Source organism: Methylotenera sp., from assembly GCF_029945535.1.
Taxonomy (GTDB): Bacteria; Pseudomonadota; Gammaproteobacteria; order Burkholderiales; family Methylophilaceae; genus Methylotenera.
The window spans coordinates 311890-328421 of sequence record NZ_JAQSCU010000018.1 but is presented as its reverse complement, the minus strand read 5'-3'; the positions used below and the strand labels follow the sequence as shown (position 1 = coordinate 328421).

Genomic DNA, 16532 nt, shown 5'->3' with positions numbered 1-16532 from the left:
CAATATTTTTTAAAGATTTAAAGAGCGTCCGCCATCCACAGCCAACACGTGACCTGTAATAAAAGGCGCATCAGTCACCAAAAACTTCACTGCTTTCGCTACGTCTTCTGCCTCGCCTACTCGCTTGAGCAAAGTTTGGTTGATAACGCGCTGACGATATACTTCATCAAACTGCGGATTGTTTTCCGGCCATTGTACAGGGCCTGGCGCGACTGCATTGACGCGTACTTCGGGGCTTAACTCATGCGCTAGTGACTTAGTCAGTGTCACTAAGCCAGCCTTTGCTACACTGTAAACAATGTAGCCTTTTTTCGGGCGTTCTACGTGCATATCGGTAATGTTGACGATACAGCCATGATTTTTGCGTAGCTCGGGCGCAGCAGCTTGCGATAAAAACAGCGGTGCTTTTAAATTGCTGCCCATTAAATCTTGCCATTTAGATTCATCAATCTCGCCAATTTCAGTGGGGTAGTAGGTGGACGCATTATTGATGAGTACATCTAAGCGCCCAAAGTGGTTAATGGTTTCCCTAATTAAATTAGGTAAGCTGGCGATATTCAATAAGTCGCCCTGAATAATCGCTACGGAACTTGGGCGTTGTAAACTTAACTCAGCTTGCAAGGCGCGTGCTTCTTTGATTGAGCTTTTGTAATGAATCATCAAGTTAAAGCCTTCTGCATGCAGGCTACGACATATCGCCGCGCCAACGCGTTTTGCCCCGCCAGTAATGAGTACCACTTTATTTATGTGTTTTGTAACCACGCATTAATCCAATCTTAATTGTTAGCCATTATAATCTAAGTCTATGAATACATTGCCCACCCCTTCAGTTGAAGCCCAAAAACATAGCCAGCAACTGATTACGCTGATTCAAAAGACCATCAATGCACAAAAAGGTTGGATAAGTTTTGCAGAATTTATGCATTTGGCACTGTATGCGCCCAGTTTAGGTTATTACAGCGCGGGCAGCCAAAAGTTCGGTGACAGCAAAAAAGGTGGAGGAGATTTTGTGACCGCGCCACAAATCTCGCCGTTGTTTGCGCAAACAATTTCTAATCAAATCGCACAGGTGCTGGATATAACGCACGGTAATATTCTGGAGTTAGGCGCTGGTACAGGGAAATTAGCCGCTGATATTTTATTGACTATGGCGGAGTTGGGTTCAGTTCCAGCTAAATATTTTATCTTAGAAGTAAGTGACCACTTGCGCCAAGTTCAGCTGGAAACCTTGCAGAATAAATTACCGAATGATTTAGTGCAGCGGGTGGAATGGTTAACTGAACTGCCTTCAAACTTTAACGGCGTGATTATAGGTAACGAAGTGCTAGATGCTATTCCAGTGCATATGGTTAACGTTAAGAATGATGGCATATATGAACGCGGTATAGTTGTTGAGGATGGCGAATTCGTCTGGCAAGATAAGATTTTGAGTGAGCCAAGTATGCTAGGTGCTGTCAGCAAGCTCCATTTGCCAGAAGGCTACGTGACAGAGGTCTGCCCAGCGGCCAGCGGCTTGATCGCTAGCCTTGCGCATAGCCTGCGGCAAGGCATCATTTTGATGATTGATTATGGATTCGCTGCTCGTGAGTATTATCATCCGCAACGTAATCAAGGCACGCTCATGTGCCATTATCAGCACTATGCACATAGCGACCCTTTAATTAATATCGGTTTACAGGACATCACGGCGCATGTTGATTTCACCAGTATTGCCCATGCAGGTGTGAATCATGGCTTAGCGTTGAGTGGCTTTTGCAGTCAGGCGCAGTTTTTAATGAACTGCGGTATCTTAGAGTTGATGTCGCAAGTGTCACCGCATGACATGGCACGGTATGCGCCACTTGCAGCCGCTGCGCAAAAATTACTATCTCCCGCAGAAATGGGCGATTTATTTAAGGTTATTGCACTGAGCAAAAATTTTGATGCGCCATTACTGGGGTTTATACAGGGGGATAAATCTTATACGCTTTAGATTTTAATGTAGGAGCGGTCTGTGGCCGCGAAAATGCTGTTTATGTAAGCGCTTTTTCGCGGCCACAGACCGCTCCTACAGAAAGCAATTGCCTCGGACATCCAGTATAATGCGTACTATGACAAAATTAAACCAACCCGAACAATCTCCAGTTTTAGATGCTGCCGTAGATGCAGATAAAGAAGCCTTAAAAGGCCGTCGCATACGCAGTTTTGTGTTGCGTCAAGGTCGCGTTACCAAAGGGCAGGCGCACGCTTTAGAAGTTGGCCGACCCAAATTCGGCATTGATTACGTGCCAGAAATCATCGATTTAAACGCAAAATTTAATCGCACAGACAGCAAGAAGATATTAGAAATCGGTTTTGGCATGGGTGAAACCACTGCAAAGATCGCCCAAACTTTACCTGAATGTGATTTTCTTGCGGCTGAGGTGCATACGCCTGGAGTTGGTGCTCTGCTTAAGTTAATAGAAGAGTCAGCGCTCACTAACATTCGAATTATTCAGCATGACGTAGTCGATGTGCTACAAAATATGTTGGCTGATGCCAGCTTAGATGGCGTACATATTTTCTTTCCTGACCCTTGGCATAAAGCGCGTCATCACAAACGTCGTTTGATTCAAGCTGAGTTTGTGAAGTTACTGTGCAGCAAGCTTAAAGTAGGCGGTTATTTACATGTGGCGACCGATTGGCAAGAATACGCGGAGTGGGTGTTAGACGTGTTAAATGCAGAGCCGCAATTGCAAAATACTGCAGAAAGCTATGCTGAAAAACCTAGTTATAGACCGCTCACTAAGTTTGAAAACCGTGGCATAAAGCTAGGGCATGGCGTGTGGGATATGGTGTTTAAGCGTCAATAAAATCCACTGACTTGAGGTTTTTAGTTTCGATAACGCTGCGCGTTATCGAGGGATACATAAAATAAACCGCTTATTCTGGATCTTTATCATTTACAAGATTAAACGATTTACGTACTAAATCCTCAGGTGTTTCCGCAAACAGCCACTTGCCAATGACTGCTTCAGCTTCTTCAACACCTTGTTTTTTCAGGCTAGAGAACAGCTGAATCGTACATTCGCTATGATAATGATTGCCCCATGTTTCGATCAGTTCTTTACGCACTCTGTTGAGCGTCAGCGAGGCTTCACCGCGCGATAATTTATCAGATTTAGTTAATAAAACATGCACTGGTTTGCCACTCGGACAAAACCAATTTAACATTTGACGGTCTAGCGGAGTAAGTGGATGGCGGCTATCCATTACCAATACAAGGCCACCTAAGCTTGAGCGCTCGCCTAAATAGCGAGCCAGTACGTTTTGCCAGTGCGCACGCATGGCTTCTGGTACTTTAGCGTAGCCATAACCTGGCAGATCGACTAAATGTCTGTCGTTACCTAAAGTGAAAAAGTTAATGAGCTGTGTGCGACCAGGTTGCTTGCTGACAAAGGCTAGGCGATTGTGATTGGCAAGCGTGTTAAGTGCACTCGATTTACCCGCATTTGAGCGGCCTGCAAAAGCCACTTCAATACCGCTGGCTGGCGGTAAATCGCGTAAATGGTGTGCTGAAATAAAAAAAGCAGCATTTTGAAACAAGGGCATGAAAATCCAATTCTTTTGGGTAAAACTTAAACGTCATTTTCGTAAATACAGCACTGCTTATATCTCGCTATTTGGTGCTAAGCGAGGATAAGCTAAATGTTATATTGAGCGACGTGATAAACAATAGTGAAAAATGCTATCACGAATAGGTGATTTTCGCTAAAATAGCGCGTTAATTGATTGAATAATTTAGATTAGTCGCAGACGTCCACTGGAAATTAGAGCGGCGGGCAGTTAGTTTTGCGTAAGTATTTTTGATAATTGGGAGCGGTAATGCAATTTCGTCATCTTTTAAGTTTAAATTCAGTAAGAGTTAATTTAACTGGTTTAATGGTAAGTGCTTTATTTAGTTTGTCTGCACATGCTGCAGCCACCGCAGAAAAGCCAGCTGAAGCTGCGCCACCGACCACGAAAACTGCTGAACAGATTGTTGGCACTGTGTGTTCTGCTTGTCATGGCACTGATGGCAATAGCGTGATTACTGCAAACCCTAAATTGGCAGGTCAACATCCTGAGTACTTGGTTAAACAATTAACGGAATTTAAATCAGGTAAGCGCGCTAATGCGGTGATGTCTGGTATGGCATCAGCATTGAGTGATGACGATATGAAAAATCTGGCAGCTTACTTCTCAAATCAAAAACTTAAACTAGGTGCTGCTAAAGCTAATGGTGCTGGCTCATTAGGTGAAAAAATCTATCGTGGCGGTATTGCGGCAACTGGCGTACCAGCTTGTGCGGCGTGTCATGGCGCAACCGGTTCAGGTTTGCCTAAACAATTTCCTCGCTTAGGTGGTCAACATACAGATTACGTATTAACGCAATTAAGAACTTTCAGAACAGGTGAGCGTGCGAATGCGCCTATGATGATGACTATTGCTACAAAAATGACAGATGCAGAAATGGCTGCAGTGGCTGATTATGTTCAAGGTTTACGTTAGTCAATAATAATCTTTTTCCAAGCGCGGAGAGGTTTAGTAAAGGGTTCATCAGAGCGATGAGCCCTTTTTTATTTCCATTCAATTTCTCAAGTGGGAAGAGTTTTACCAGCCCCCACCATTTCTAATCTAAAGCGTACTTCACCATCCTGATTGTCCACAAGGCTTAATTCGTAACCTGCATTCCTCGCCTGCTGCGCGGCATGAAACAGTCCAACGCCTAATCCATTCTTTGAGCTTATGTGTGCTTTAAACAAACGGTCAACGACATTTTTAGACACCGCAGAGCCTGTATCCGTCACTTCTAAACAAAAATGGGCGCTCGGCATCAAGCTGACTTTGATGATTGTATTTGCCTCTAGCTTCGCCTTCTCCAAAGCATTATGCAGCAAGTTGTCCACCACGCTATCCAATACATCGGGGTCAATATTGGTCTTAGGCATGTTAATCGGCGCTTCAAACGAAATTTGCAGATTATTATTCAGCTGCTTAAAGCCTTTCCACCAATTAGCCACTTTTTCTTGACTCTTTTTCTCGGTGCTAGGGAGTTCAAGTTTGGTCAAAGTACTAGCTAAACGCTGGCTTAATCGTGGAATTTGCTTTTTCACTAACTCGATTAACCTTGCGTCATCGCTGCCATCATCACTACTTTGTGCAGCCGCGGCAGATAATGTACCCATGGATTGCAGTATGTTTTTAATATCATGCGTCAAGCGCGAACCTGTTTCATACAGCGATTGCATGTAAGTGTTTTGCACAATCATTTCTTCACGACGTTTCGCTTCATAGAATTCGCCCAAAATCTGAGTGAGTAATTGCACATGCAGATACATGGCGGGGCTAAATTGCCAGCGTGAATAAAGCGTTAAATGTAGTTGATGAAAGGTGAATGTGGAAATAAACGGTGTAGCCTCACCAATTTGATCTTTCGAACCTTCTGCTTCCCACATCAAACCGCTTACCCAGTTAAGTTCAACCAGTTCGCGCATGGCCGCTTGCAGAAATTTTTCAGCAGTCGATTCATACTCAGCATATTTTGCGATTTGTCTTATCCAATGCTCAAACGGCAGGCCAATGCTGAGTAAGTAACGAGACATCAGCAGTTCTAAACCAGAAAAAGACGAGCTTGGATTCCATAACCAGCTTAAAACAACCAACGTGGCGGCTAAACTCATGACTACTACAATAAGTAATTTAATGTAATGAATTTTCCAAATAACCCCAATCGCAAAGCTGCCGAGGATGACAATAGAGGAAAGTAAAAAAATTAATAAGGTGTAGAAGAAGTCGATATTGGCGGATTGTGTCTTGGATTTATGTTTGGCTGATAAGAATAAAATCGCCAGCGGCAGTAGTGGCAAAAAATAAGTGAGCATAAAAGCTGCAGCAGCTAAATCATCATTAGATTTAAGCAGTTTAGGCACTACCCATAACAGTAAAATGGCGAGTAAGTAAGTTGATGCTAATATATTAGGCAACCTGTCGCGTGAGGTTTCTTCTGAAAAAATACGTCCGCCAATTAACGCAAATAAACTGGCTATCCAAAAAGCAATCACCCACCAGTTGATAAAAAGCATACCTACCGCAGCACCAATTACAATCAGAAAAGCCGCTTGCCAAGAGAGGGTTTTGGTTTGCCGCATCACGGGTTGCCACATTAAAAAGCAGCCGTAATGACATAAAAATAGCGCTCTATGCAGGTCGACAGAATCGCCCCAAATTAACAGGGCATGTAATGATAGAATCATTAAAGCCATTAATCGGTCGGAATCGTTAAATAATTGGTGTGCCAATTTGAGGCCTGGTTTGAATACTATTTGCATATAATGCCTCAATGTTTGATTGAAATTATCCAGCTGGCTGATATTGTATGCCGAATTTTAGTAATTTAATCACACTAAAAAGCGTTAAAAACTGAACACACCTGTTAGGTTTTCGACGGCTGATGGATGATTTTTCAACAAAATATGGCTGAAATCAACCAAAATACTAGTAAACTAGGCTAAATGCAGTTGGTATGGTATTTGCATGTATTTGGCTGAGAGATGAGCATTTTATTTGAGTTAAAATGACTTATATAACTTTAATAGTTCGGGGAACTAAATGAAAAAACAAGCAGGTTTTACTTTAATTGAACTGGCGATCGTACTTGTGATCATCGGCTTGCTGCTGGGTGGTGTATTAAAAGGTCAAGAGTTGATTAACAGTGCCAAAGTTAAGAACTTAGCAAATGATTTTAGAACAATTCCAGTTTATATATACGGCTACCAAGATAAATTTAAGGCGTTGCCAGGAGATGATAAAAATGCGGTTGCGCATGTTGCTGCGTCTAAGGCTGGTAATGGTGATGGTGCATTAGATGGTAAATGGTATGACGTTAAAGCTGACAATACTGAGACATATAATTTTTGGCAGCATGTGCGTTTGGCTAATTTAGCGCCAGGCGTAACTGATGTTGCTAGCGCAGATTGGCGTCCAACCAATGCGGATGGTAATCCGATTGGTATTATGGCGGGTACTAATGATGCAGCAAAGACAGCAATGAAAGATGCTTCAGGGAATGCGATTAAGGGGTCATATGTTATTTGTTCAAAGGGTATCTTAGGTAAGTATGTAACTCAGCTTGATGTGACCATGGATGACAGTGTTTCAAATACTGGCTCAATGATGGCAACATTAAGTTCAGCAGATGCGATTGGATCTACAGCAGCAGTAGCTATAGATCCGGCAGCGTCATACACAGTCTGCTATGGCATTTAAAAAAACCAGATTGATGATTTAACTCGAAGCTCACTTAGGTGGGCTTTTTTATTACCTTAATTTTACTTTACATCAACTAAGCAATTTAACTGCTTGCTTACGCGCCAAATTGTTTTAGAATGGTGACTTCGAAAAAAATCCAACAAAAATAGACCTACAATTTAGCTGCAAATGACCAATAATATTGTTGAAATTGATAATCTTTCCTTTGGGTACAAAGGGCGATTGCTGCATAAAGGCATCAATATGGTGTTTCCACGCGGTAAAGTCGTGGCGATTATGGGCGGCAGCGGTAGCGGCAAAACTACTTTATTACGTTTGATTGGCGGCCAAATCAAGCCTTCAAAAGGTGAAGTGCGCGTTCATGGTGATGTGGTTCACAAGCAAGACCGTGACGGCATATTTAAATTGCGCCGTAAGATGGGCATGCTGTTTCAACAAGGTGCGTTGTTTACCGATTTATCCGTCTACGAAAATGTTGCCTTTCCTATGCGCGAATTAACCGATTTGCCAGATTCCATGATTCGCGACTTAGTGTTGATGAAGCTGAATGCAGTGGGCTTGCGTGGAGCACATACGTTGATGCCTGCAGAGCTTTCAGGCGGCATGGCAAGACGGGTCGCTTTGGCGCGCGCTATTGCTCTAGACCCTGCAATCATGATGTACGATGAGCCGTTTGCTGGGTTAGACCCAATTTCTATGGGCGTCATCTGTAGCTTGATTCGTAGTTTAAATGATGCGTTAGGCGCTACTTCTATCATCGTGTCGCACGATGTTAAAGAAACATTTCTAATTGCCGATTATGTGTATTTCGTGGCGAATGGTGTGGTGACGGCAGAGGGCACGCCAGATGATTTAATGAAATCAACCTTGCCATTTGTACATCAATTTGTGCATGGTGATAAAGATGGCCCTGTGCCATTCCATTATCCAGCAGGTAATTATCAGACTGAATTATTGAAACAACGATAGCGTTAAGTAACTCATAGCAGCTCAACATAAATTAAATGACCAAATCAAATCCACTCGTTAGCATTATTAAAACCTTGCAAGGTATAGGCCATCGCATGGTTGAGCGTATTTGGCGCTTAGGCGCAGGGGCAAGATTATTCTTTTTAACCATTGTGTATTCAGGTGAAAGCTTTAAGCGCTTTCATCTCACCATGCGTGAGATTTACTCAACGGGCGTAATGTCTCTGCTGATTATCATTGTGTCAGCCTTTTTCGTGGGCATGGTGCTGGCCTTGCAAGGCTATAACACTTTGCAGAAATATGGTTCATCTGAAGCAATCGGCGTTTTGGTTTCGCTATCATTGGTGCGAGAACTAGGGCCTGTTGTCACTGCTTTGTTATTTGCAGGGCGTGCGGGTACAGCGATTACGGCTGAAATTGGTTTAATGAAAACTACTGAGCAACTTTCCGCGATGGAAATGATGGCAGTCAATCCAATCGCACGTGTGGTTGCACCAAGGTTTTGGGCGGGTGTGATTTCTATGCCGATTTTGGCGACTTTGTTTTCTATGGTTGGTATATTGGGTGGCTATATCGTCGCTGTGCCACTCATTGGTGTGGATGAAGGCGCATTTTGGTCGCAAATGCAGGCTAATGTGGATTTTCAATCGGATATTGTGAATGGCATCATTAAGAGCTTAGTATTTGGCGTAGCTTGCACAATGATTGCTTTGTTTGAAGGCTTTGATGCTCCGCCAACTGCAGAGGGTGTGAGCCGAGCAACAACGCGCACGGTGGTCATTTCATCGCTGACTGTATTAGGTTTTGACTTTGTTTTAACGTCTTTTATGATGGTAATTTAGCTGCTAAAGCGATACCAAAAAATGACTAAGACATAACTAAAGCCATAAAATTAGTAAATTGAAGGGATACTTTAAGTGGATAGAACGAAAATTGATTTATGGGTAGGAGTTTTTGTAGCATTGGGCGTGGTTGCTTTGCTGGGTCTCGCTATGAAAGTGGGCAATTTAACCTCCGGGAAAATTGGTGAAACTTATAGCGTTACTGCAGCTTTTGAAAATGTAGGAAGCTTGAAACCGCATGCTCCAGTGAAAAGTGCAGGCGTTGCAGTGGGGCGCGTGGATAGCATTGCCTTTAATAGTAAAACTTACGAAGCCGTTGTAACCATTAAAATTGATAAGCGTTATAGCTTCCCTAAAGATACGTTTGCCAATATTTATACGGCTGGTTTGTTGGGTGAGCAGTATGTTGGTTTAGAGGCTGGTGGCGATGAAGAAGCGCTGAAAAATGGTGATAAAATTGCCAAAACACAAGATGCTGTTGTGCTAGAAAAAATGATTAGCCAATTTTTGTTCAGCAAGGCTTCAGAGACGGATAAAGATGTGAAGTCATCGTCACAAAACACGTCAGAAGTTAAACCTGCAGAGACTAAGTCAACCGAATTAGGTGATGCGCCGTTCTAGTGAGTTGTGCTGAGATATTCTGTTAAAGCACTTCAGGTTATAATTTAAATTCAACATCGAATCAAAAAAAGGATTCAAATGAAATCAGTTTCAAAATTTTTAGTAGGTGTTAGTTTTCTTGCGAGTTTATTTTCTGGCTTGGCCAATGCGGATGTGGCACCAGATGCGCTAGTGAAGCAAACTGCTGATGATGTATTGGCTATCATTAAAAACGATAAAGAAATCCAGGCGGGCAATCAGCAAAAGTTATACGCAGTGGCAGAAGAGAAGATTTTGCCTAACTTTGATTTTGATCGCGTGTGTCGTATGGTGCTTGGTAAAAACTGGAAAGCTGCTACGCCTGAGCAACAAGCAAGTTTTCAGAAAGAGTTCCGTAGCTTATTGTTACGTACTTATTCTGTAGCATTGGGTAAATATAAAGATCAAGTCATTGAATATAAGCCTATGCGTACTGAGCCAGACGCAAAAAATGTGACCGTAAAAACTCAGATTCTGCAATCAGGTGGCCAGCCGATCGCTGTGGATTACAGCTTGGTAAAAAGTGGGGCTAGCTGGAAAGTTTACGATATTGTGATTGAAAACGTGAGCTTGGTGACTAACTACCGTAGTCAATTTAGCAATGAAATTCGTCAAAATGGTATCGATAGCTTGAACACTAAGTTGGCTGATAAAAATAAAAATGCTGGTCTTAAGTAAGCTTAAAGTCTAAATATGGCTGAATCTTTACAACTTAATACTGCTGAACGTATTACAGAGCTTGCGAATAAATGGCATATCTTTGGCGACGTGTTGGTGGATAACGCAAATCTGATATTAAATCACAGCGCTACGTTTAAAATGAGTGGTGAAATCGAAGTCGATTTTTCAGCGGTTGATAATGTAGATACATCTGCTTTGAGCTTAATGTTAGAGTGGCAGCGTCGCGCCGTTGCGGCAAGTTGCAAAATAAAATTTACGAACTTACCTGCAAACTTATCTAGTTTGGCAGATCTATACGGTATACAAGATTTTATTCCGTTAAGCTTTCATTAAGACTACGTTTCTTTAGTTCTATGTTAAGTGCTTATTTTAATGCTTACTTGTTGTAATTTTCAAAAGCATCACCATATAGTAGTCAACCATTACGGCTTGTTCATGAACAAGCCGTAATTCATTTAATAGATGGTTAAAAAATCTCAAATTAACTTAACTTATAAGTTGTGATCCAAGTCAAAGATGAAACCAGCAATTCAAATTAATGGCGTACATAAGAGTTTTGGCGGCTTACAAGCCCTAAAAGGCGTCGATTTAACCATTGCCCAAGGCGAGTTTTTTGCATTGCTTGGGCCAAATGGCGCAGGTAAATCAACCTTAATCAGTATTCTGGCTGGATTAATCAAACCGAGTGCGGGTAATATTTCTGTCATGGGTTTTGATGTGGTCAATCAATATCAGCAAGCTCGGCAATTGCTTGGCATTGTGCCGCAAGAGCTGGTGTTTGATCCATTTTTTAATGTGCGTGAAATGTTGAGATTTCAAGCGGGCTATTTCGGACGTGGGCCTGAAAATGATGCATGGGTTGATGAGATTCTCGAAGGTCTAGGATTAGCCGATAAAGCACATGTCAATATGCGTAAGCTTTCTGGCGGCATGAAGCGTCGTGCGTTGATTGCGCAAGCTTTGGCGCATAAACCGCCAGTGATAGTGCTGGATGAGCCGACTGCAGGCGTAGATGTTGAACTTCGCCAAATGATGTGGGAATTTATCAAAAAGCTGAACCGTGAAGGCCATACCATTGTTCTCACTACACACTATTTAGAAGAAGCCGAAACCTTGTGCAGCCGTGTGGGCATGATGAAACAAGGTGAAATTGTAGCCTTAGATAGCACCGCTAATTTGCTGAATAAGTTTGCTGGTAAGCAGTTGCGCTTGACGCTAGGCAATGTGAGTTTGCCTGCCAATATTCAAGCTTTATTGCGTAATCAAGAAAATGGAATCTACACCTTTGCCTTAAGCGACATGACGCAAATCGAATTGGTGTTATCGTCATTGCGTGCTGCGGAAATTAAGGTGTTGGATATGCAATTGAATGAAGCCGATTTGGAGGATGTGTTCATGTCCTTGGTCGGTGTGTCATCTGTGAGTAAATCATGATTAACAATTCATACTTAAGCTCTTTTCGAGGCCCGTGGACGCTCTTGAAGAAAGAGTTGCTCCGTTTTTGGCGTGTTGCGTTTCAAACGGTAGCCGCACCTGTTATTACGGCTTTGCTATATCTGCTTATTTTTTCTCATGCGCTGGAGAGTCATGTGCATGTTTATGATGGCGTACCTTACACCTCATTCTTGGTGCCGGGTTTAATCATGATGTCCGTGCTGCAAAACGCCTTTGCGAATAGCTCTTCAAGTCTAATTCAATCAAAAGTGATGGGCAATCTTGTCTTTGTGTTACTAACGCCACTCACGCATTTACAGTTTTTTATCGCATTCTTGTTTGCGGCGATTATTCGCGGCTTAGTAGTGGGATTAGGTATTTATTTAGTCGCTATGTGGTTTGTGGATATACACGTGACTAATTTTTGGATGGTATTTGCTTTCGCGCTACTGGGGAGTGCGTTGCTCGGTACGTTTGGAATTATTGCTGGCATATGGGCCGATCGATTTGATCAAATGGCTGCATTCCAAAACTTTATTATCATGCCTTTATCGTTTCTATCTGGCGTATTTTACTCCATACATTCCTTACCGCCTTTTTGGCAAAAGTTGTCACAATTGAACCCATTCTTCTACATGATAGACGGGTTTAGATACGGATTCTTTGGCAAAGGTGATGTGTCACCACTGATTAGCTTGTCTATTGTTGGTGCTTCTTTCTTAGTGTTAGCAATGATTACGCTAAAAATGTTAAAATCAGGCTATAAATTAAGAGCTTAAATTAAAAGCATAAGAATTAAGGAAACAATTAAATTGCTAAGTGCACAACAGTTAGAGACTTACATCACGCAAAATTTGGCCTGCGAATATATTAAAGTGCTAGGCGATGATGGCACGCATTTTGAGTCAGTTATCGTGAGCAGTGCCTTTGTCGGTAAAAGTATGGTGCAACAGCATCAGCTAGTTTACACAGCGCTGGGCGATAGAATGCGCTCAGAAATTCATGCGCTTTCGATGAAAACATATACGCCAGAACAATGGAATAAGCAGTCTGCTTAAACAGACGCAGCAAGCTTGCAAATGGTAAGCAGGCAATTAAAGACAAATAAATTAAATACAAAGTAATGGAGAAGCAAATGGACGCACAAGCAAGAATTAAAGAAACAGTAAGCACCAACCCAGTAGTACTTTACATGAAGGGTAACCCTAAATTTCCGCAATGTGGTTTTTCAAACTTAGCAACGCAAATTTTAGATGCATGCCAAGCAAAATATATTTCAGTAGATGTATTGCAAGACCAAGAAGTGCGTGAAGGTATCAAGCAGTTCGCTAATTGGCCAACTATTCCACAGCTTTACATCAATGGCGAGTTTGTCGGTGGTTCAGACATCATGCGTGCTATGTACGAGAGTGGTGAGCTTCAAACGATGCTAGATGCGGTCAAATAATTGGAAAAGTTAATCATACAAGGCGGTAGCCGCCTCAATGGTGAAGTCACCATCTCTGGCGCAAAAAATGCCGCTTTGCCAATTTTATGCGCATCATTATTGGCTGAAACGCCTTTGCATTTAAGTAGTATTGCAGCGCTAAAAGACATCGATACGACTATTAAACTACTTGATATGATGGGTGTTAAAATCACACGCAATACGAGCGAAGTGACTTTAGATGCCAGTGACGTGACTTCTTTTGAAGCCACTTACGAAATGGTGAAAACCATGCGTGCATCTATTTTGGTGTTAGGTCCGTTATTGGCGCGCTTTGGTACTGCACGTGTCTCATTGCCGGGCGGATGTGCTATTGGTTCACGCCCAGTTGATTTGCACATCAAAGGCTTGCAAGCTATGGGTGCTGCGATTCACATTACACATGGTTATATTCAAGCAAGTACTTTGCATTTACCTAATCGCCGCTTACAAGGCGCACGTTACTATATGGATATGGTCACCGTGACCGGTACGGAAAATCTCATGATGGCTGCGGCATTAGCTGAAGGCACAACTGTACTAGAAAATGCTGCTAAAGAGCCTGAGGTGGTCGACTTGGCTGAGATGCTCATTAAAATGGGTGCAAAAATCACGGGTGCAGGAACGGATGTCATCACGATTGTTGGCGTAGAAAAACTGAATGGCACGACACATAACGTTGTGTGTGACCGTATTGAAGCGGGTACTTATATGGTGGCCGCAGCGATGACAGGTGGCGAGGTTAAGTTACTCAATGCGCGTGCTGACTTGCTAGATGCTGTCATTGAAAAACTGCGCGACGCGGGTGCAACTGTCACGAGTGATGCAAACAGCATTACCGTAAAAAGTGATGGTAAGCTTAAAGCGGTGAATATCCGCACAGCGCCACACCCAGCTTTTCCAACAGATATGCAGGCGCAGTTTATGGCGTTGAACGTTGTGGCAGAAGGTGTTGCAAAAGTCACAGAGACGATTTTTGAAAACCGTTTTATGCACGTACAAGAAATGCAACGTATGGGCGCAGATATTAGTATTGATGGCAATACAGCACTCGTCAAAGGTATTGAGTTTCTAGATGGCGCAACGGTCATGGCAACAGATTTGCGCGCTTCTGCAAGCTTAGTGTTAGCTGGCTTGGTTGCTCGTGGAGAAACTGTGATTGAACGGATTTATCACCTAGACCGCGGTTACGAACACTTAGAAGCCAAATTAAACGCGCTAGGCGCGAACGTAAAAAGAGTTTAAACATGATTACCATTGCCCTCTCAAAAGGCCGTATCTTTGAAGAAACCACGCCACTCTTGGCGGCGGCGGGTATACATCCGGCAGAAGATCCTGAGTCATCTCGCAAACTAATTATCGGCACCAATCGTGAAGATGTGCGTTTGATTATTGTTCGTGCAAGCGATGTACCGACTTATGTGCAATATGGGGCGGCTGATTTAGGTATTGCAGGTAAAGATGTGCTTGATGAGCATGGTGGCGAGGGTTTGTATCAGCCAATCGACCTGCAAATTGCAAAATGCAAAATGATGGTGGCAGTGCGTGAAGACTTTGATTATTTTGCGTCAATTCGTAGTGGAGCGCGTTTAAAAGTGGTGACTAAATACGTTAAAACAGCGCGTGAACACTTTGCTGCAAAAGGCATGCATGTGGACCTTATTAAGCTTTACGGCTCAATGGAATTAGGTCCTTTGGTTGGTTTGGCTGATGTAATTGTCGATTTAGTCAGTACCGGTGGAACTTTACGCGCAAATAATCTCAAAGCAGTAGAAGAAGTTGGCGATATCAGCTCGAGACTTGTCGTAAATCAAGCTTCGCTTAAGTTGAATAGAGGTAAAATTCAACCCATCATGGATGCGTTTACAAACGCAATTGCATCCAAACCTTAGATTAAACACATAAGATTTAGATTAAATATAGGTTAATAGCATGAAAATTAGACGTTTTTCTACCACCGATATAGATTTTGATAGCAATTTAAAAGCTTTGCTCGCCTTCGAAACTGCGCAAGATGACAGTATTGATACTGTAGTGGCTGACATTCTTAAAGACGTTAAAAAGCGCGGCGATGCTGCAGTTTTGGAATACACCAACCGCTTTGACAAAACGAGTGCTAGCAGCTTAGCTGAGTTGGAAATTAGCCAAACAGAGCTAACCGCTGCTTTAAATGGTTTGCCAACAGGTCAACGTGATGCCTTAAAAACTGCCGCAGATCGTGTGCGTATTTACCACGAAAAGCAACTGATGTCTTCTTGGAGCTATACTGAAGCTGATGGCACGTTGCTTGGACAACAAGTGACTTCGTTAGATCGCGTAGGTTTATATGTGCCAGGCGGTAAAGCGGCTTATCCATCATCTGTGTTGATGAATGCAATCCCCGCTAAAGTAGCAGGCGTTAAAGAACTTATCATGGTTGTACCTACGCCAAATGGTGAGCGCAATCAGTTGGTATTAGCTGCTGCTGCGATTTCTGGCGTTGACCGTGTATTTTGCCTTGGTGGCGCACAAGCAGTGGGTGCTTTGGCTTATGGTACTGAAACCGTACCGCAAGTTGATAAAGTAGTTGGACCGGGTAATGCATACGTGGCCGCTGCTAAACGTCGCGTATTCGGCGTTGTTGGCATCGATATGGTGGCAGGGCCATCAGAAATTTTAGTGATTTGCGATGGCAAAACTAACCCAGATTGGGTCGCCATGGATTTATTTAGCCAAGCTGAGCATGATGAATTGGCGCAAGCGATTCTATTAAGCCCAGATGCTGACTTTTTAGATAAAGTGAATGCAAGTATTTTAAAATTAGTTGAAGAAATGCCACGCAAAGACATCATTCGCACTTCATTAACGGATCGCGGTGCTTTGATTCAAGTGCGTGATTTAGCTGAAGCTGCAGAAATCTGTAATTACATTGCACCTGAACATTTGGAATTGTCTATGGATGAGCCATTAGCATTCAGCAAAACCATCAAGCATGCAGGCGCAATATTCATGGGTCGCAATACTTGTGAGGCTCTTGGCGATTACTGCGCAGGACCAAACCACGTATTGCCAACCTCGCGCACAGCGCGCTTCTCATCACCATTGGGTGTGTATGATTTCCAGAAACGCTCAAGCTTAATCATGGTGTCGGCAGAGGGTGCGCAAACACTAGGAAAAGTAGCCGCAACTTTGGCTTACGGTGAAGGCTTGCAAGCACACGCTAGATCAGCTGAATATAGGTTAAAAAGCTAAGC

Annotated in this window: 19 protein-coding genes; 16 read left to right on the top strand and 3 right to left on the bottom strand. The window is 42.9% G+C overall.

Going from position 1 to position 16532, the window contains the following annotated elements:
• Positions 1-9 precede the first annotated feature (9 nt).
• A complete protein-coding gene (locus PSU72_RS13285; RefSeq protein ID WP_300433091.1) occupies positions 10-762 on the bottom strand; it encodes a pteridine reductase in 753 nt (250 codons plus the stop codon).
• A 43-nt stretch (positions 763-805) separates the two neighbouring features.
• Here PSU72_RS13285 and PSU72_RS13280 point away from each other — a divergent pair, with 43 nt between their 5' ends.
• Together PSU72_RS13280 and trmB are read left to right on the top strand one after the other, a co-directional pair.
• Positions 806-1972 carry an SAM-dependent methyltransferase gene (locus tag PSU72_RS13280; protein ID WP_300433090.1) on the top strand — a complete coding sequence of 389 codons (1167 nt, stop codon included), beginning with the start codon at positions 806-808 and terminating at the stop codon, positions 1970-1972.
• A gap of 118 nt (positions 1973-2090) precedes the next feature.
• Positions 2091-2831 (top strand): tRNA (guanosine(46)-N7)-methyltransferase TrmB, encoded by a 741-nt coding sequence (trmB, locus tag PSU72_RS13275; RefSeq protein ID WP_300433088.1) that lies wholly within the window; start codon positions 2091-2093, stop codon positions 2829-2831.
• A 70-nt stretch (positions 2832-2901) separates the two neighbouring features.
• Here the strand turns inward: trmB and yihA are convergent, their stop codons facing one another.
• Positions 2902-3570: a ribosome biogenesis GTP-binding protein YihA/YsxC gene (gene yihA, locus PSU72_RS13270; RefSeq protein WP_300433087.1), complete on the bottom strand. Its 669-nt coding sequence runs from the start codon at positions 3568-3570 to the stop codon at positions 2902-2904.
• A 273-nt stretch (positions 3571-3843) separates the two neighbouring features.
• Here yihA and PSU72_RS13265 point away from each other — a divergent pair, with 273 nt between their 5' ends.
• Positions 3844-4509 (top strand): c-type cytochrome, encoded by a 666-nt coding sequence (locus tag PSU72_RS13265; protein ID WP_300433086.1) that lies wholly within the window; start codon positions 3844-3846, stop codon positions 4507-4509.
• A gap of 86 nt (positions 4510-4595) precedes the next feature.
• Here the strand turns inward: PSU72_RS13265 and PSU72_RS13260 are convergent, their stop codons facing one another.
• Positions 4596-6329, bottom strand: a complete 1734-nt coding sequence (locus PSU72_RS13260) for an ATP-binding protein (protein WP_300433085.1) — start codon at positions 6327-6329, stop codon at positions 4596-4598.
• A gap of 280 nt (positions 6330-6609) precedes the next feature.
• On the opposite strand from PSU72_RS13260, the gene PSU72_RS13255 reads away from it, so the two are divergent.
• From PSU72_RS13255 to hisD, 13 genes are all read left to right on the top strand, one after another.
• Positions 6610-7266: a prepilin-type N-terminal cleavage/methylation domain-containing protein gene (locus tag PSU72_RS13255; RefSeq protein WP_300433084.1), complete on the top strand. Its 657-nt coding sequence runs from the start codon at positions 6610-6612 to the stop codon at positions 7264-7266.
• A gap of 171 nt (positions 7267-7437) precedes the next feature.
• The gene (locus PSU72_RS13250) at positions 7438-8238 is read left to right on the top strand and encodes an ABC transporter ATP-binding protein (protein ID WP_300433082.1); all 801 of its coding nucleotides are present in this window, start codon (positions 7438-7440) and stop codon (positions 8236-8238) included.
• Between the two features lie 35 nt (positions 8239-8273).
• Positions 8274-9080 (top strand): lipid asymmetry maintenance ABC transporter permease subunit MlaE, encoded by an 807-nt coding sequence (gene mlaE, locus PSU72_RS13245; protein WP_300433081.1) that lies wholly within the window; start codon positions 8274-8276, stop codon positions 9078-9080.
• A gap of 75 nt (positions 9081-9155) precedes the next feature.
• Positions 9156-9701 (top strand): outer membrane lipid asymmetry maintenance protein MlaD, encoded by a 546-nt coding sequence (gene mlaD / locus PSU72_RS13240; protein ID WP_300433080.1) that lies wholly within the window; start codon positions 9156-9158, stop codon positions 9699-9701.
• Positions 9702-9779: 78 nt separating this feature from the next.
• The gene (locus PSU72_RS13235) at positions 9780-10397 is read left to right on the top strand and encodes an ABC transporter substrate-binding protein (protein ID WP_300433078.1); all 618 of its coding nucleotides are present in this window, start codon (positions 9780-9782) and stop codon (positions 10395-10397) included.
• 15 nt (positions 10398-10412) lie between these two features.
• On the top strand, positions 10413-10733 hold the full coding sequence (locus PSU72_RS13230; protein ID WP_300433077.1) for an STAS domain-containing protein: 321 nt from the start codon (positions 10413-10415) through the stop codon (positions 10731-10733).
• A 183-nt stretch (positions 10734-10916) separates the two neighbouring features.
• Entirely contained in the window at positions 10917-11834 is a 918-nt protein-coding gene (locus PSU72_RS13225; protein ID WP_300433076.1) for an ABC transporter ATP-binding protein, read from the top strand.
• Entirely contained in the window at positions 11831-12613 is a 783-nt protein-coding gene (locus tag PSU72_RS13220; RefSeq protein WP_013147001.1) for an ABC transporter permease, read from the top strand. Before PSU72_RS13225 ends, PSU72_RS13220 begins: the two co-directional genes overlap by 4 nt.
• Positions 12614-12646: 33 nt before the next feature.
• On the top strand, positions 12647-12892 hold the full coding sequence (locus PSU72_RS13215; RefSeq protein ID WP_300433075.1) for a BolA/IbaG family iron-sulfur metabolism protein: 246 nt from the start codon (positions 12647-12649) through the stop codon (positions 12890-12892).
• A gap of 77 nt (positions 12893-12969) precedes the next feature.
• Entirely contained in the window at positions 12970-13281 is a 312-nt protein-coding gene (gene grxD, locus PSU72_RS13210) for a Grx4 family monothiol glutaredoxin (protein ID WP_300433074.1), read from the top strand.
• Positions 13282-14544: a UDP-N-acetylglucosamine 1-carboxyvinyltransferase gene (gene murA, locus PSU72_RS13205; RefSeq protein WP_300433073.1), complete on the top strand. Its 1263-nt coding sequence runs from the start codon at positions 13282-13284 to the stop codon at positions 14542-14544.
• Between the two features lie 2 nt (positions 14545-14546).
• Positions 14547-15191 (top strand): ATP phosphoribosyltransferase, encoded by a 645-nt coding sequence (gene hisG, locus PSU72_RS13200; RefSeq protein ID WP_300433072.1) that lies wholly within the window; start codon positions 14547-14549, stop codon positions 15189-15191.
• 40 nt (positions 15192-15231) lie between these two features.
• The gene (gene hisD / locus PSU72_RS13195) at positions 15232-16530 is read left to right on the top strand and encodes a histidinol dehydrogenase (RefSeq protein ID WP_300433071.1); all 1299 of its coding nucleotides are present in this window, start codon (positions 15232-15234) and stop codon (positions 16528-16530) included.
• The last annotated feature ends 2 nt before the right edge of the window (positions 16531-16532 follow it).

Excerpts from the sequence above, each read along its gene's own strand:
- mlaE (WP_300433081.1), top strand. The coding sequence starts at position 8,274 with ATGACCAAATCAAATCCACTCGTTAGCATTATTAAAACCTTGCAAGGT.
- PSU72_RS13255 (WP_300433084.1), top strand. The coding sequence starts at position 6,610 with ATGAAAAAACAAGCAGGTTTTACTTTAATTGAACTGGCGATCGTACTT.
- PSU72_RS13280 (WP_300433090.1), top strand. The coding sequence starts at position 806 with ATGAATACATTGCCCACCCCTTCAGTTGAAGCCCAAAAACATAGCCAG.
- yihA (WP_300433087.1), bottom strand. The coding sequence starts at position 3,570 with ATGCCCTTGTTTCAAAATGCTGCTTTTTTTATTTCAGCACACCATTTA.
- PSU72_RS13225 (WP_300433076.1), top strand. The coding sequence starts at position 10,917 with ATGAAACCAGCAATTCAAATTAATGGCGTACATAAGAGTTTTGGCGGC.
- PSU72_RS13230 (WP_300433077.1), top strand. The coding sequence starts at position 10,413 with ATGGCTGAATCTTTACAACTTAATACTGCTGAACGTATTACAGAGCTT.
- grxD (WP_300433074.1), top strand. The coding sequence starts at position 12,970 with ATGGACGCACAAGCAAGAATTAAAGAAACAGTAAGCACCAACCCAGTA.
- PSU72_RS13260 (WP_300433085.1), bottom strand. The coding sequence starts at position 6,329 with ATGCAAATAGTATTCAAACCAGGCCTCAAATTGGCACACCAATTATTT.
- PSU72_RS13250 (WP_300433082.1), top strand. The coding sequence starts at position 7,438 with ATGACCAATAATATTGTTGAAATTGATAATCTTTCCTTTGGGTACAAA.
- hisG (WP_300433072.1), top strand. The coding sequence starts at position 14,547 with ATGATTACCATTGCCCTCTCAAAAGGCCGTATCTTTGAAGAAACCACG.
- trmB (WP_300433088.1), top strand. The coding sequence starts at position 2,091 with ATGACAAAATTAAACCAACCCGAACAATCTCCAGTTTTAGATGCTGCC.
- PSU72_RS13265 (WP_300433086.1), top strand. The coding sequence starts at position 3,844 with ATGCAATTTCGTCATCTTTTAAGTTTAAATTCAGTAAGAGTTAATTTA.
- hisD (WP_300433071.1), top strand. The coding sequence starts at position 15,232 with ATGAAAATTAGACGTTTTTCTACCACCGATATAGATTTTGATAGCAAT.
- PSU72_RS13235 (WP_300433078.1), top strand. The coding sequence starts at position 9,780 with ATGAAATCAGTTTCAAAATTTTTAGTAGGTGTTAGTTTTCTTGCGAGT.
- PSU72_RS13220 (WP_013147001.1), top strand. The coding sequence starts at position 11,831 with ATGATTAACAATTCATACTTAAGCTCTTTTCGAGGCCCGTGGACGCTC.